At 60.1% G+C, this 14,085-nt stretch carries 14 protein-coding genes and 1 pseudogene; 6 read left to right on the plus strand and 9 right to left on the minus strand.

The window, feature by feature from the left end; genetic code table 11:
• Positions 1-30 precede the first annotated feature (30 nt).
• From SB822_RS38050 to SB822_RS38060, 3 genes are read right to left on the minus strand one after another with little or no spacing between them, the layout of a single operon-like run.
• A complete protein-coding gene (locus SB822_RS38050; RefSeq protein WP_410857025.1) occupies positions 31-1,236 on the minus strand; it encodes a hypothetical protein in 1,206 nt (401 codons plus the stop codon).
• Positions 1,233-1,580, minus strand: a complete 348-nt coding sequence (tnpC, locus tag SB822_RS38055) for a Tn3 family transposase post-transcriptional regulator TnpC (protein WP_039899892.1) — start codon at positions 1,578-1,580, stop codon at positions 1,233-1,235. The genes SB822_RS38050 and tnpC overlap by 4 nt, the downstream gene beginning before the upstream one ends.
• On the minus strand, positions 1,567-4,572 hold the full coding sequence (locus SB822_RS38060; RefSeq protein ID WP_410857026.1) for a Tn3 family transposase: 3,006 nt from the start codon (positions 4,570-4,572) through the stop codon (positions 1,567-1,569). Before SB822_RS38060 ends, tnpC begins: the two co-directional genes overlap by 14 nt.
• Before the next feature lie 124 nt (positions 4,573-4,696).
• Here SB822_RS38060 and SB822_RS38065 point away from each other — a divergent pair, with 124 nt between their 5' ends.
• From SB822_RS38065 to SB822_RS38075, 3 genes are all read left to right on the plus strand, one after another.
• The gene (locus SB822_RS38065; protein WP_410857027.1) at positions 4,697-5,227 is read left to right on the plus strand and encodes a hypothetical protein; all 531 of its coding nucleotides are present in this window, start codon (positions 4,697-4,699) and stop codon (positions 5,225-5,227) included.
• A gap of 469 nt (positions 5,228-5,696) precedes the next feature.
• On the plus strand, positions 5,697-5,903 hold the full coding sequence (locus tag SB822_RS38070) for a type II toxin-antitoxin system VapB family antitoxin (protein ID WP_090836267.1): 207 nt from the start codon (positions 5,697-5,699) through the stop codon (positions 5,901-5,903).
• Positions 5,900-6,280 (plus strand): type II toxin-antitoxin system VapC family toxin, encoded by a 381-nt coding sequence (locus SB822_RS38075; RefSeq protein ID WP_090836268.1) that lies wholly within the window; start codon positions 5,900-5,902, stop codon positions 6,278-6,280. Before SB822_RS38070 ends, SB822_RS38075 begins: the two co-directional genes overlap by 4 nt.
• A gap of 612 nt (positions 6,281-6,892) precedes the next feature.
• Here the strand turns inward: SB822_RS38075 and SB822_RS38080 are convergent.
• The 3 genes from SB822_RS38080 to SB822_RS38090 form a co-directional block, all read right to left on the minus strand.
• Entirely contained in the window at positions 6,893-7,039 is a 147-nt protein-coding gene (locus tag SB822_RS38080; RefSeq protein WP_176133841.1) for a hypothetical protein, read from the minus strand.
• Positions 7,036-7,374, minus strand: a complete 339-nt coding sequence (locus SB822_RS38085; protein WP_410857028.1) for a hypothetical protein — start codon at positions 7,372-7,374, stop codon at positions 7,036-7,038. Before SB822_RS38085 ends, SB822_RS38080 begins: the two co-directional genes overlap by 4 nt.
• 239 nt (positions 7,375-7,613) lie before the next feature.
• Positions 7,614-8,231 carry an intradiol ring-cleavage dioxygenase gene (locus SB822_RS38090; RefSeq protein ID WP_410857029.1) on the minus strand — a complete coding sequence of 206 codons (618 nt, stop codon included), beginning with the start codon at positions 8,229-8,231 and terminating at the stop codon, positions 7,614-7,616.
• A gap of 230 nt (positions 8,232-8,461) precedes the next feature.
• Between SB822_RS38090 and SB822_RS38095 the strand changes: the two are divergent.
• Positions 8,462-9,067 (plus strand): annotated as a pseudogene (locus SB822_RS38095) (DUF2242 domain-containing protein); the annotation flags it as partial.
• A gap of 377 nt (positions 9,068-9,444) precedes the next feature.
• Entirely contained in the window at positions 9,445-9,720 is a 276-nt protein-coding gene (locus tag SB822_RS38100; protein WP_143055740.1) for a hypothetical protein, read from the plus strand.
• A 148-nt stretch (positions 9,721-9,868) separates the two neighbouring features.
• Here the strand turns inward: SB822_RS38100 and SB822_RS38105 are convergent, their stop codons facing one another.
• Both SB822_RS38105 and SB822_RS38110 read right to left on the minus strand, forming a co-directional pair.
• The gene (locus tag SB822_RS38105; RefSeq protein ID WP_090836273.1) at positions 9,869-10,180 is read right to left on the minus strand and encodes a type II toxin-antitoxin system RelE/ParE family toxin; all 312 of its coding nucleotides are present in this window, start codon (positions 10,178-10,180) and stop codon (positions 9,869-9,871) included.
• Positions 10,177-10,446: a type II toxin-antitoxin system ParD family antitoxin gene (locus tag SB822_RS38110; protein WP_007741379.1), complete on the minus strand. Its 270-nt coding sequence runs from the start codon at positions 10,444-10,446 to the stop codon at positions 10,177-10,179. Before SB822_RS38110 ends, SB822_RS38105 begins: the two co-directional genes overlap by 4 nt.
• 1,218 nt (positions 10,447-11,664) lie before the next feature.
• Between SB822_RS38110 and SB822_RS38115 the strand changes: the two genes are divergently transcribed.
• Positions 11,665-11,919 (plus strand): hypothetical protein, encoded by a 255-nt coding sequence (locus tag SB822_RS38115; RefSeq protein WP_410857030.1) that lies wholly within the window; start codon positions 11,665-11,667, stop codon positions 11,917-11,919.
• A 210-nt stretch (positions 11,920-12,129) separates the two neighbouring features.
• Here SB822_RS38115 and SB822_RS38120 read toward each other — a convergent pair whose 3' ends face one another.
• The gene (locus tag SB822_RS38120; protein ID WP_410857031.1) at positions 12,130-13,851 is read right to left on the minus strand and encodes a PQQ-binding-like beta-propeller repeat protein; all 1,722 of its coding nucleotides are present in this window, start codon (positions 13,849-13,851) and stop codon (positions 12,130-12,132) included.
• Positions 13,852-14,085: the final 234 nt, after the last annotated feature.

The raw sequence follows: 14,085 nt of genomic DNA on the forward strand, positions 1-14,085 counted from the left end.
ATCGGAATTTTTCACGATGATTTTTCCGGGCTAGATTGCCTGCAGGACCCGACTCATGAAGTCAGAGTGCACAGAGGTTCCGGAAGCCAGAGAGCGAATCTGCTTCCTGACGGACTCGGGATCGACGCCCGCGTGCGTTGCCGCCTGAAGCGTGGCGCGGCCTGCGTCGAGCACATCGACACCTGTGATCTCGTAGCCGTAGCCCAGCGAAATCCAGCGTAACGCTGCGAGTCCGGCGGCCATGGCGAATTCCGGCTGCTTCTGCGCAAAGTCCCTGGCCGCGCGCGTCAACGTCCGGGGATCGGTCGGGCTGGCATTGGCCAGCTTGATGGCCTGGTTGAACAGACCTGCGTCCTTGGCCGCCGCGAACCACTTCCCTGGCTCGCCCGGCGACGCAGCAACCAGATCGATCAGGATGGTTTCTTGCGCGATGTGTGGGTACTTCTTCGCGATGGCACGGAAAGTTGCCAGGTAGGTGGTGCCCTGGTTCGCTTCGCGTGCATAGCGCCGGTATGCCTCATCAGCAAGACCCGATGACAGCAGGATCGCTTCGCAAGCTTTCGCAATCTGCCCGTCCGGGCTGTTGAGACCGCGCGTGTCTTCCGCGTAGGCCAGCGCTTCAGCCTTTCTGCCCATCGCAAGCAGTGCCTTGACGCCCCAGCGTCGGTAGTGCCACATCTTGAACGGAGCGCGCTCCACCAGTGCGATCAGCTGCGCATGTCGCCCGGCTGCATAGAGCGAGGCCAGACAGATCGGTGTCCCCGCAAAATATCCCCCGGGCCCCTCGGACCAGACGTGCCCGACCAGATCAACAAACCTGTCGGCCCACTCGCTGGCGATTTCGGTCGTCACGCAGAGTGTGTCCCATTCCTCCGACAGACCCTCGATATAGGGGACGCCCTGATCCTGAATGGCTTCCCATAGCCGCTCGAGCCAGCCCTGGCGCGTGACTGTATCGACCTGTGCGCCAGCGATGATGGGTACCAGTGCGTCGATCGCCCGGTTCACAGCGGAGCCGATGGCACCGGACGACCCGTCGACATGCTCCAGCGCGGGCGAAATCTTCTCGAGGAATTTCACGGCGCCTTCTGCGCCGAGAACGGCATCGCTGCGCGCTACCTGCCGGATCTCCGTGAGCGCTTCCTTGATGCGCTGGATCGGTACGTCAGAGCGCCAGCCGAAAGCGTTGCGTCGAAAACGCTGGGCGAACTGCCACTTGTATGAGGCTGGCTTCACAGGGGTTCGTCCGTTTCAGATCGCAGATCCTGCAGGGGGCGCAAGGCGAGAATCATTTTTTCGAGCACCATGATCCAGTCCTCGAGTTCCTCGACCGTGCAATCAGCCTGTTCGACCAGCGTCAGGTCATCCGTCGCGCACGACAGGCTCGCGCCATTGATGACGGTATGCGCCATGGCGTGCAGGCGCAGAAGGTCGTCACGCAAACCATCGGGCTCGCAGCGGGCGCGGATGGTGTCGAAAAGATCCACGGCCTGCTGGATGACGGTCGTATCGTATCGCTGCTGCAATGATTCCAGCGCGTCGGCATCGACGATGCCGTAGGGAGTATCAAGGGCGGGCATGGGGTCGGGGTCTCCGCAGGGAACGGACCGGGCCGGCGAACAGGTGGTCATGTATCCAGCCCTCCACGTGCCCGAAATCCAGTTCGTATCTGCCAAAACGTTTCAGGTTGCTGGTGAGGTAGGGACTGAGGAATCCGATGTCATCGGCGTTGACCTCGATGCCCTCATTCACCATCGACCGCAACGCCTGCATCATGTCCACCGTGTTCTGCAGGATTGCCGCGGAAGCCATCAGGTCGTTGTAACGCAGGCGTTTCTGCTGCTCGTCCGGGTCATTGACTGGCAACACATCTCCGCCGAACGAAAACCACTTGGCAAAGCCATTATAGGACTCGACCTTGTTGGTCGTGGCGGTGATCTCCTGCCGCAGTTCGTTGCTGCCGAGCCACTCGAGCAGGAATACCGTGCGAACCACCTTGCCAAGCTCCTCGGCTGCCAGGGACAGGCGATTCCTCGGACTGGCCGCGCCGAACCGGCGCAGCAGCAGGGGCGATGAAATCGTACCGGACTGGATCGACAGCGCGAGCTGCATCAGGTCCTGCCAGTGGCGCCCGATAAGATCCCAGTCAACCGTTTCCGTGAAAAGACCGTCGATATGCTTGTACTGGGTCGCTGCATCCACCCGGTATAGCTTGAGGTCCTGCCAGTTGCGAATCCGCGGCATCAGCTTGATGCCCAGCAGGTAGGTGAACGCGAATACGGCAGCCGACTGCCCCTGGGTGTCGGCGTGCACCGTATCGGCCTCAACGCTCAAGCCAGCCTTGAGCAGTCCTTCGATAACATAGATGGCTTCCCAGATGCCCGGCGGGATGAAATGCCGGAACACCGCGATGTAGTTGTCGGCGACGTGGCGGTAGGCAACCGCGCCCATTTTCCGGTAGCGGAAGTGATAGCCAGCCAGCAGGTTGTTGTCGTAGAAGTCGTATTGGGTGCCATCGGCTGCCACCGTCTTGCCGTCGCCCCAGTGCTTCGGCAGATCAAGCCGCAGATAGAGTTCGATCAGCTCGCGTTGTGCGCTCTCAAGGCGTTCGAGACTCAGGTGCCGGCGGTTGACGAACGACATCATGTGCGGCGTGATCCTGTCACCCATGTGACGTGCGGCCTGGGTGGGGCCCAGATTGCACCCCATTGCGAAGATGGTAAGCAGGTACCGCTGTTCGGCGTCGCGGATTTTGGGATCGTTGCCGCTTAAGGGACCAAAGTGTCGCGTGAAATGCGTCCAGTGCTCGATATTGGCAAGTACGTCCAGCAGATTACGCACGGGCATGCGCTTGACGATCGCCTTTTGCAGGGCCACCGCGCTTTCCGGGATGACGGTCGCCGTGGTGCGACGGACAACAAACTCGCCAGCCTTGTTGATCGTCACATGGTCGGACTTCTCGGGAAAGCGCTCATCCAGCTGGCGTGCAGCATCGGATAGCCACTCGCGCAACTGGGTGACAAAGCCGGCACTGCTGTCGGCGATGCCAAGCCTCTCGCTGTATGCTGGCAGACGCTTCGCACATTCGGACCAAGGCATCAAGAAATCTCGATAGTCGGCAAAAGCATCCGAGCCGGCTACGCACAGGTCTCCGCTGCGCAGTTCCCTCGTCATGCTCGACAGGACGCACAGTTCCAGATAACGCCGGTTTGTCGTCGCCCCCTTCCCGGGCGAACGAAAAACCAGCTTGCGCCAGCGCTCGGAAGCAAAGCTGAGGTCGACCTCGATGTTGATCCATTCACGATGAAGCGATTCGTTCCTGAAAACGACTTCCATTGCCTGCAGCAAGGACTCGGACTGGGTGGTCGAGCTCCATGCCAGTGCATGTGCCAGACGTAGCAGTACTGATCGATGTGCCTTGAAATGCCGCCACAGCAGTGGAAGGTAGTTTCTGCCACTGTAGGCCCGGACCTCGGCACAGCTTTCGCGCAATGGCTCGAGGTCGCCCGACGGCGCCAGATACTCGCGAACGCGCGCGCCAAGTTCGGTGTCATCGGGATAGTCATCGAGAATATTGACGACGCCGTCAAGCGTATCGACCAGGCTTTCCATCTTTTCGCGCTGCCGTGCCTGGATCTGGTCGAGCTCTTCCCTGGCCCGCTTGTGGATTGCGCCCATGCGCCGGATGAACATCTCGGCCAGATCGTCGCGGGCTCGCACGCGCATTTGATGCAGCAACGCGACAATGAGTGTATATCGCCGCTCCGGCAGGGTTTCCTTCAGATTCGCCGCATCCAGACTCATCGCCTGTGTCGACAGGGAGCGCAGCTTTGTCGCGGGAACCCCTTCCAGGGCATGGTTGAAGTCGCCAAAACCATCGAGCCAGGCAAGATGGTCGACGAGCAGGGAGATATGCTTTCGCGACGGACGTAAGGCGTATCGCTTGATGGTGTTGTACGCGCTCTGGCGCTGGTTGAATTCGCGCTTGATCAGCCGGTCCAGTTGGACCTTGTCCTCATCAGAAAGGCGCCGCGAGACGCGTCGGAACAGCGCCGTTTGAACCCGGGTGTGGACCTGCTCCACAATGGCGTCGAGCGTCGAGAATGCGGGCAGTTCGACCTGCTGCTGGATCAGGCTGTCGATGGTTGCATTGATAATGTCCACCGGCTGCTCCATTGTCTCGGCTGCCTCGTGTGCCGCGCGCACTGCAATTTCATTGGCATCGGTGCCGTAATAGGACTGGATACCGAGAAATTCCCGGACTGCCGCGTAGTGACGAAACAAGGCGGGCGACCTTGCCCTGTGGTAGTCGAGTGCGGCCTCGGCACCGATGCTTGCGCTCGCCCGAATGTGTTCGATGACAACGGCGGGAATGGCGTCAACGAAGGGAAAGTGGTGCATCTGCTGAAAGACCTTCAGCAGAACCAGCAGCCCCAGTCTCGAAGACTCGCCACGCGCGTTGCGGCGCACCCATCCAAGCTCTTCAACGTCTGGCGTATAGAACGCCTGCAGTTCCGCAGATGAAAAACCCTTGGGAAACCTCGGATACGCTGTACGTTCGATGGTCGCCATGCCGGATTCCGGATCTCGAAGGGCTGGCCAGTGTAGCGGCAAAACCCTCGCACCTGTGCCGATCTGTGCAACCCGCTGGCCGCTATAATTTGCGGATTCAGAACGCAGCGAAGGGGGCAGAGAAATGGGCAAAGCCGGTCAGAAGAAAAAATCGTCGCGTGCTCGCAAGCTGGGCATGCACGACCTGGAGGCATTGCGGCGGGGAGCGGTTCAGTCAGGGATCGCTGACGCTATCGTTCTCGATCGTAATGACCTGCCGCCGGAACAGAAAATCTCCTGGCCCCTCGCGCAAATGCTTCAGGATGAGGTATCCGATCATCCAACACTGGAGGAATATCAGAGCGCACTGACGGCGATTGTTGCGGCGTGGAATACAAGCCTGCTGCCCGAGAGTGAGCGTGGTGAAGCGCTACGTGATCAGATCGGATTCGACAAAAGTGTTCCACCCGAAATACGGCGCGAAATCATACAGGGCATCGAGCGCCTGATTGGCGAAAAACTGGCCCGCTTTCCCCATGACCGCCGCCGTATCGTCTCGTGGGAGGCGAAACTCAAAGGTGACGTGCTTCGGGTCGTAGCGGCGGCGTCCGACGGTCCCCGGCACGACACCCCGGAGGATGTCGTGCGCGGTTTGCTACGAACGATGTCCGCCTAAGAGCCCGCGCATTCAGACCAGTCGGCTAAAGACGCGATCCTCCCGCGCTGGCTAACCGCGTTGACCTGTCTGCTGCCGACGACGCAAGCGGACGCGATAGTTCAGGGACGCATTCATGGCCCAAGTCCCTTATTCCGCCAGAGCATAGAAATCCGTCACTTCATAACTTTCAGGCTTGTGATAGCAATTTGACCGGATCTTGGTCAGATCCCAGATTCAGGCCCTCTGCGTCGATGCAGCTGATTTTCCAAGACACCGTCTGGAATATTTCAATCCAGTCCGGTCAGTAAAATTCGCGCACGTGGCCGGATGAACCCTGCCGTCGGTTCATCGCCATGGCGCGCGAACCTTTGTGGTGTCACCGCCAGCGACAGACACGCGGCTTCTGGCTGGGCCGCCGACCATTACGCCGGAAGCATCGTTATCTGATGCTATAATTGATGCGATACTGCATCAAGCGGGAGTCGAAATGCGAACCACTGTTACGATTGACGACAACCTTTACGAGCGCGCTCTTGAGCTTGCCGACCCTGACATGGATAAGGCTGATCTGTTTCGGGTGGCGATGCAGACGTTCGTTCGAGTTCAGGCCGGAAAGCGTCTGGCGGCCTTGGGTGGCACCGAGCCCGGTATGCCCGACATCCCGCGGCGCCGCTCGGAACCATCGACTCAATGAGCGTCCTCATCGATACATCTGTATGGGTTGATCATTTCCGTCGCGCTAATACGAGACTTGTTCAACTGGTCACCAGCGACCAGGCGCTCACACATCCAGTCGTGCTTGTTGAACTCGCCTGCGGCACGCCGCCTGCGCCCCGGGTGCAGACACTCCACGACATCGGACTGCTCCAACATGCGAAGCATGCGACATGGACCGAGGTGATGCAGTTGATCGAGGCAAGGCAGTTTTACGGTCGAGGCTGTGGTAGCAGCGACCTTACGCTGCTTGCGTCAACTTTGATGACTCCCGGTGCGTCACTTTGGACCCTGGACAAACGACTCGCCCTGCTCGCTGGTGAACTCGACATCGCGTATATGCATGACATCCACTAGGCACGTGATCCGCGAGAGACGTAATCGGTACTTTCCGGATCGGCGCTATCGCTCGGTAAGGGCGACGTCCTGCTTGTTGATCGGCGCAAAGTGCAAGGCGTCGACTCCGGGAAGTTGGTCACGGAGTCGATCGTGAAGGTCTGGGAACATCGCGAGCCATTGCAGCAAAGCCTGCTGTAGTGGCCACTCCCTAGCGTTCAATTCCTGCGATTTAGACCGGCAGCCAAGGAGCCAACCATGTTTGGGCCAGATCAATCCGGTCTGCACGAATTCCAATCGATTTATTCGGCATCCGAAATATAACGCAGTTCCCGGGCGAGGTTCGAAACAGAGACGCCTGGTTCACATGCAGCCGCGGCCAGGCGACGTCGAAACTCTGGGCTATGGTTCGGGCTGCCTTTACGTGTTCCCGACGCTGGCTTCCCTTCTGATCCCAAAATGGTTCCCGCTACTCGAAATAACTCGAAATGGTGGGAACCACTTTGGCGTCTCCGATTGCACAGATCAAGACGGTTGTGCCGCGACGCTTACTATCGCGCGCCGTTTCGCTGGTTATCGCTGTACGGATGTGAACCCAACGGGCTCGTCGGCGGATTGGCATTGACTCTTTTGCTACCAGCCGTGATCCGTCAGCCGCATGGGATTCGTCGCTGCCTGCTTGTCGGCGCCCGCGGCACCGCCGGCTGTCGCCATTGCGTGGCACGGCAGGCGCTGGAGTTGCGGAACGAGAAAACGGAAGCGCGGAAGGTTTTCCGTCATTTAGGCACCCGACCCTGCAATTCAAGGTAGAGTTGCGCGGCCCCACTGGTAACGCGCTCGATTGGATGGGCCTTGCAGTAGTTGTCCATCCACGCCATCAGCGAATCATAGTCGGTGTCGCGCAGAACATCAACCCGGCTTCCCGTGGCGAGTCCCCCCAGATATCCAAGCAGCCAGGCCTCGGCGGCCGCCCTGTCGAGAGCGGAAGCATTTCTGGCTGTCCACTGGCCGCACGATCGGACGCCCATTACGGTGGTCGCGTTCGCAGTGTTGAAGCAGATGGCAGTAAACGCTATCGTCAGAACGCTTAGCCATCGTCGGATCATGTATCTCATTTGCTTCTCGCTGGTCGCCGTTAGTCACTTGAGGCTTTCTGTAGTGAGAATGCTAACCGGCGCTTCAGTTCCGGTGCGCGAGGCAAAGAGCGTTGCCTTCAGCCGAGAGCGACGACACTACGATCTGCGCTGTGCGACCTCGCGGATTCGTTCTCGCGTTTGCATTGCCATCCCACAACTTCGGAATCCACAAGACTTTTCTCATGGGCCTTGGCCTTGGTTGTATTGGATAATCGCCGCTACGCCAGCTTCACGACGAAATCGAAGCGCGCAGTCTTGCGGTCGCCGCGGTCGTCGATCGCCATCAGCAACCTGCGATCGAACAGGAAATCGCGCGCATTGCGCGGCTCGCCGGGAAAATAGAGTTGTGTCGTCAGGATCTGCCCATGCGGCGCCTGCACCTTCACGTGGAAGTGACGCGTGCGGCCCGGATACAGGCCTGGGACGATGGTCTCGAGGCGGTAGCGTCCGTCGCCATCCGTGAACTGGTGGCCGCGCAGCCGGAAGCCCGCGACATCATACGCGCCGCCGTCGTCCGCCTGCCAGAAATCAAGCAGCGCGTTCGCTACCCGGGTGCATTGCGCGGACAACACGCGGCCTGTCAGCACGATTCTGGCGCCTCGGATTCCCGGTTCGAGCAGCGACGCACGCTGTGGCGAACTCGGCAAAAAGAATGGCCCTTCCGTTTGCTCCCGCGTCTGTTCCGAATGGTCCACGCATGCGGGCGTCGGCGCTAGCTCGTCGGACCGCGCGTGCCCGGAATCACGCCACGCCGCCAGCAGAACTGAAGACGCCAGTGCGCCCGACTGGCACAGGAAGGCACGGCGACCTTTTCCCGATCGTGTGATCCGCATCATGCGTCCCCTCGTATCCGCTCGCCACAGCCGCCGTACGCGTGACGGACCTGCGCTCACGACAACGTCGAAGGTAGTTGTAGGGAAAGAAAATTATAATGGGCGCGCCCCATTCACATCCAGATCGGCCGCATGATGTGCCCCTCTCATGCCGTGCAACAGAATTGGGCACCCTGACCTTCTGGCATCAGACCCCTTCACCGCACGAGCCGATCCACCCACCCTATTCAGCCATGCATACCCAGTTCCGCTTTTCCTCCGCGGCTTTCGTGCTCGCGCTTGCGAGCACTCTGTCTGCCTGCTCGACGCCGAAGCCGCTTTACCAGCAAGAACAGTTCGACTCGGGCGACAGTCCTTATATGCACAAGTTCGTCGCGAAGGCGGAACCCGCTTGCGAAGCCGCCCGCCGTGCGTTGCTCAGTCAGGGATATATCGCCAGCTCGACCAGGCCCGATTCAGTCGATGGCTCGAAAAATTTCCAGCCCACCAGCGACTCACACGCGGTGATCGAAATCCACGTAGTCTGCACAACCAACGACCCAAAAAACAACAGCAGTACGGCGTATGTGAACGCGGTGCAGGATCGCTATGCCCTGAAGAAGAGCAACACGTCGGCGAGCGTCGGCCTCAGTGTGTTCGGATCGCTGTCGCTGCCGATCGGCTCGAGCGATGACTCGATGGTGAAGGTTGCAAGCGAGACGATTCCTGCCGGCGTTTTCTATCAGCGTTTCTTCGCGCTAGTCGAGCTTTACCTGAAGGCCGACTCCGACCAGCCCGCCGCCGTTGACGCCGCAGCGGCACCGAAGGAGGCGCTGCCGTCGATGAACGACGCCGTGCCGCCAATCGGGGCAGCCCAGACAGGCAGTGCTTCGGAGAAGGCGACAAACGCCAGGTAAGCGTCGCCGGTATCGTACGCTCGAACCGTGTTTCGTCCGCCCGCATTCCCCCCTTGTATCCAGCGAGGAAGATACGATCAGCGTGGCCTGCGATGTTGCCATACCTGGACGCGCCGGTTATTGAAGCAGCCGTCGGCAACCTATGTCCGATAGCCGCAATCGCAATGGCCAGGCAGGGGGAACGCCTGGCCTCTTTTTTCGCTCGCCGTCATCATGCCGTCTGATCGGGCAATGCAGCACCTGCGTCGTGTCGCGACCGCGCCGGAATCGAACGCCGCGTCGATGCCGGCAATCTCAGGCCCGAAATCATCGGGACCGGAGTGCGACGAGCGGGCGGCATCACGCCCGCCTCACGCACCGGCCTGAACCTGCTCTTCGTTGAAATCGAAAAACTGCGCAAACAGGCGCTGCCAAAAGGTGATCTTCGCCTGAAGCTCGGCCAGCACAGCAAGATTGGTGGCTCGTCTGCCTCAATCTCAATATCAAGCCGCGCCTCGGAAATCCGCCGACAGACCTCATCGGAGATAAGGCTTGCCCGATCCGGCATATTGCGCGACGGCACTGGCAATCGCGGCATCGCCAACGTGCCTGCGTAGCCATTCGAGCGTTTGCCGGTCCTTCCGCAAGGCCGCCTGTGCCGACACGGTGATTTTTATTGTAAATCAACTACATACATAAAAGGTGATAATTAAACTGTCCGGCACATCGAGAGATGTGCCGCGCGTTTCTCGCGGCCATCACCATTCACTCATCGTCGGATCCCAGCACGCCCTCGTAGTCCTGGCCGCCGTAGAAGATACCGACGATGGAAACGGCTTCGCGATCCAGCAGGTACGCGATGATCGTGCGCTTGCGAAAGTGCGTGATTCTCAGCCCTGGTAAAAGGTCATCGCGCGCAACACCGCGTGCTGCGAACGTCTGAAGCTTCATGCAGAAGTCCACGATAGAATCGACGTATCTTTCGGCGGCAAGCGGTGCGCCGGCCTCGGCGATGCGGTGTTCAAGTGCTTGCAGTTGGGCTAGCGCCTCGGGAGCAAACTGGACGCGCCAATTCATCCGCGGCCCGCGCGGGACTTCTTCAGTTCCGCACGGACTTCGTCCGCCGATAGCGCTCGCTCAGGATTTTCGCGAAGTGCCTTCGCGGCCGGGACGACCTGTTCACGCAGCCAGGCTTCGACCGCGCGGTCCCGCTCACGAAGAACGCGAAGCGCGTCGCGCAACACCTCACTGTCTGAGGCGTAGTCGCCGCGAGCGACCTTGTCCCGTACGAATTCAGCCATCTCGTTGGGTAACGTGATGCTCATCTGTTGCGTCGTTCGCATAGCGCCTCCCTGCAATAGGATTTAATCCTACTCGCAGGCATCGACCTTCGCAAGACAACATCGAACCTAAATTGGGGACGCTTCACCTCTGTCAAAGTCAAGCCTTCCGCTAACTGCGATCAGAGACCCGCCCTTCCGGCACAGTCACCGTCCCCGCGGCCAGGCCGGTGCCCAAGCCATGCTGAACCGGCCATTGCGCTCGGCCTGACTAAGGGTTTATACTAGCTCTGTCTCCTCCATGTCTCCTCCTGATATGGATTCCACCCGCCCTCCGTGGCGGGTATTTTTTTGCCGCGCGCCGGATCCATAGGCCCGGAATACCAACGCGCGCACTTTCCTCCGTGGTTGATGTTTTTGGATCTTAGTCACCAACGGTGAGAAAAAAGGGACCCGTCGAACCGCCGCGACGCAGTTCGCACGTAATCGGTCGAATGGCCACAACCGCGAATTCCCCGAGTTCCTCTTGGCGGGGAGCCCGCGCGAAGGCCGGACCATGGTGCGCGACCGGAACGGCGCGATTCGGTATGTCGATTGCTGCGCTGGTAGGGACGGCATCTGTCCAGGAATGGCCGTACAGATCGGTGTCCATCGCCGGCCAAACAAGACGCCGGGTGCAAGATCAACCGCTAACGTTAGAAACTTGGTGTCGGACGCAGCGGCGAGCCGACCTTTCGGCTCGTCATCCCGTTTGACATTCCCCGGGAGGAGAGCCATGTCCAGTCAATCTTATGCGCCGTATCGCGGTTGCAGCATTGACGTCCACGTTACTCCAGCCAGATCGCAAGCGCTCGGTGGCACACATCGGCGCTATCGGGTCTCTTGGACCGTATCTTCCCCTGGTGATCCGGATCGGAAGGTTGCGAGCGTTCCAGAGCAGTTTGAGTTTCTTACCGCGCAGGAGGCATTCAGGTACGGGGAAAAACGCGCGCACACATTCATTGACTGCATGTTGTCGCGTCCTTCGCCAAGGGGAAAGGCGGGCGCAAGCTCCGGGCACGCCGACGAAGATTACGCGAAGTGATCGTTGTTTTTTTGCGGATGCCGAGTGGGCTATCGACCGGTGGTGAGCGGGCTTGGCTCATCAGCAAGCTTCCTCTGCCGGATGATCGAAGACCGAACGATGGCTGTATTGCGAGGGGGCGTCGAACTGACGATGCCATGACGCAAGCCGCAAAAAATCCATTCGTGTCAGGACCGGACCAATGAGCCGGGAGGTTGATGATGAAGTCCGAGGTGTATCGGTTTGTCTACACGCGCTCGCAGGGTCTCAAGCGGTCCTACGATGTGACCATAAATGTTGCCAGACTCGATTCGGGGATATTCGAATACAGTGCCTGGGTGCATTACGAAGGCGCGTTTAAAGGAAATGGCCTCATTTTTCCGCTCGCATCGAGCAATGCCGACGACGCGGCAGCAGAAGCGCGTGGTCGCATCGGGGACGATATCGAGCAGTTGGCAGGTGTGACGGAGTAAAAAGGCCGTCAGGAGAAGGCGCGTTGTGACCGGTGGCCGGAACGATGAATGCGGTCCTGTCGATGTCGCACAGCGGTGTTCGGCGCCCGTGGTTGCCGGCGCCTGAAGCAAAGGCCCGCGGACAGATCAGACCAGCCATCGTGCAATGATGGCCGACATGCGCCATCCAGATGCGTCATCACCGGCTTCCCAAGCACAGCCATCCAGCCTCTAACTCCCGCCAAGCAATCCAAACACCGCAACCCCATTCGTCGTCCCGACATACACCTTGCCGTTCGCGATCATCGGCGTGATGAACTTGTTACCCTGGCCGAACTGGTCGCGCGCATTTGCAGCCTGATTGCTGTTGTATAGCTCCGTCGCCAGATTCGCCGCGTTGTATGCATGCAGCACCGCGATATCGCCGTTCTCGACCGCCCACACGACCCCGTTCGCGCTGCCGTTCGCCGAAATACTGGGTGTCGCGCCTGGCGTGCCGTAGCTCGTCGGTGTCTTGCTCGTCGGCGCCGTGGTAAGCCCCGCGCCGCTCACCCCAAACGCCTTGATGCTGTCGCCGATCGAGCCGAAGTAAACCGAACCATTGAAATAAGCGGGCATGCCGAACTCGGGTCCGACCAGTTGCCCATTGACCTGCTGGAACAGATTGTTCACGCTCGAATTGAACTTGCCCATCGAATCGCGATTGACCACGTAGATGATCGCGTCCTTGCCCGCGCCGAGCGCCAGGTGATGGACCGCGCCGCTCGCATCCGTCAGATCGGGCAGCACAAGTGCGCCACCGGAGCCAAGGTCTTCGTCGGCCTGCGATTCCGTTGCGGTGTTCGCCATCACGAAGTAGTCGGTGACGTTGAGGCCGTTGGACGTGCCCAGCTTGATGAACGCATTGCCATAGTCGCCATTCACGGGACTGCCGCTCGCATCGAGCGTCGTGTCGAACGTGCCGTTCGCATCGAGGAAATAGACCGACTGGCCGTCGGAGGCCATTCCCGCTCCACTCATCCAGATCGCGCCGCCCGTGCCGTTGGGCGTCACGTTCAGTACGCCCGTCTGCGCAAGCGTATCCGCGCTATAGGCGATCACCCAGCCGTTATACGGCGCGACATCGCAATGCGAAGTCCACGCGGTGTACACGTTTCCGTTGAGCAGCAGCAACGACTGGCGTTCCGCGTACTGCTTCGGATTGAAGACGAGTGTGCCGCCCGAGCTGTTGGGGCCGTTGCCCGGGTACGATGCGTTGATCGTCGTGGGGCCGCCGAACAGCTCGGCGCCGGTTGTCATATCGAGCGCATGAATGCGCTGAAAGTAGTTGCCCGATCCATCCTTCGACATCGCGACTACATAGATAACACCATGCGGCCCGCGTGTGCGGTCGATTACCGGCGTCGATGTGATGCCGATCTGCGGTGAGATCTGGAAGCACCCGAGCGTATCGCTCGGCGTTTCGCCGCTACGCAGCGTGGACACTTTCCATAACTGCACGCCGGTGTCTGCGTCGAATGCATAGACGCTGTCATTTTCGGTTGCGACGTACAGCACGTTATGCGTGCCGCCAGCGATCGACACGCTCGACAGATACAGCGGCTCGGCATCGACCTTGCCATCGGCACCGTAAAACCCGATCTTGCCGAAGCTCAAGGTATTCACGTTCGCCGGCGTCAGCGTCTTCTCGACGAGTTGCTGCCCCGTGCGCGCGATGTCGTTGTGATACGTGGCGACGTCCACTGACTGCGCCATCGTTGCGCCGCCCGAGCCCGGGCTGCCTGGGGGGGATCCGGAGCCCGATCCCGACCCGGGTCCGGCTCCCGATCCCGACCCGGACCCGCCGGCGGTGCTGGGACTGTTGCTGTCTCCACCGCCTCCCCCGCTGCAACCTACATACAGCGCGGTAATGAGCGCTGCACAAATCAGGCTTTTGCGACCTCGGGCTTTCATGTGCTGCTCCCACAATCAGGCGCGTCCCGTCATCCGGGCGATCCGACGATTATCCGCCGGCACTGTGCCAATCGCCACCTATCCCGCGATCGCGGTAAACCGGCGACGCACCCGGCGAGGCGTCATCGCCGCCCCTCCTCTATACCGTTTTCAAAGCGCGTGCGACCGCGTTGTCGATTGGTTCGAGCACAACCTTCCGGCACGGCTAATGCAGCACCCATGCCTTTGCTCGCA

The sequence above is a fragment of the Paraburkholderia sp. SIMBA_054 genome, from assembly GCF_046534875.1.
GTDB classification, from domain to species: Bacteria; Pseudomonadota; Gammaproteobacteria; order Burkholderiales; family Burkholderiaceae; genus Paraburkholderia; species Paraburkholderia hospita.

Bases quoted from the DNA above. Each gene is read 5' to 3' on its own strand.
- tnpC (WP_039899892.1), bottom strand. From the start codon at position 1,580: ATGCCCGCCCTTGATACTCCCTACGGCATCGTCGATGCCGACGCGCTG.
- SB822_RS38060 (WP_410857026.1), bottom strand. From the start codon at position 4,572: ATGGCGACCATCGAACGTACAGCGTATCCGAGGTTTCCCAAGGGTTTT.
- SB822_RS38065 (WP_410857027.1), top strand. From the start codon at position 4,697: ATGGGCAAAGCCGGTCAGAAGAAAAAATCGTCGCGTGCTCGCAAGCTG.
- SB822_RS38070 (WP_090836267.1), top strand. From the start codon at position 5,697: ATGCGAACCACTGTTACGATTGACGACAACCTTTACGAGCGCGCTCTT.
- SB822_RS38075 (WP_090836268.1), top strand. From the start codon at position 5,900: ATGAGCGTCCTCATCGATACATCTGTATGGGTTGATCATTTCCGTCGC.
- SB822_RS38080 (WP_176133841.1), bottom strand. From the start codon at position 7,039: ATGACGGAAAACCTTCCGCGCTTCCGTTTTCTCGTTCCGCAACTCCAG.
- SB822_RS38085 (WP_410857028.1), bottom strand. From the start codon at position 7,374: ATGAGATACATGATCCGACGATGGCTAAGCGTTCTGACGATAGCGTTT.
- SB822_RS38090 (WP_410857029.1), bottom strand. From the start codon at position 8,231: ATGATGCGGATCACACGATCGGGAAAAGGTCGCCGTGCCTTCCTGTGC.
- SB822_RS38105 (WP_090836273.1), bottom strand. From the start codon at position 10,180: ATGAATTGGCGCGTCCAGTTTGCTCCCGAGGCGCTAGCCCAACTGCAA.
- SB822_RS38110 (WP_007741379.1), bottom strand. From the start codon at position 10,446: ATGCGAACGACGCAACAGATGAGCATCACGTTACCCAACGAGATGGCT.
- SB822_RS38115 (WP_410857030.1), top strand. From the start codon at position 11,665: ATGATGAAGTCCGAGGTGTATCGGTTTGTCTACACGCGCTCGCAGGGT.
- SB822_RS38120 (WP_410857031.1), bottom strand. From the start codon at position 13,851: ATGAAAGCCCGAGGTCGCAAAAGCCTGATTTGTGCAGCGCTCATTACC.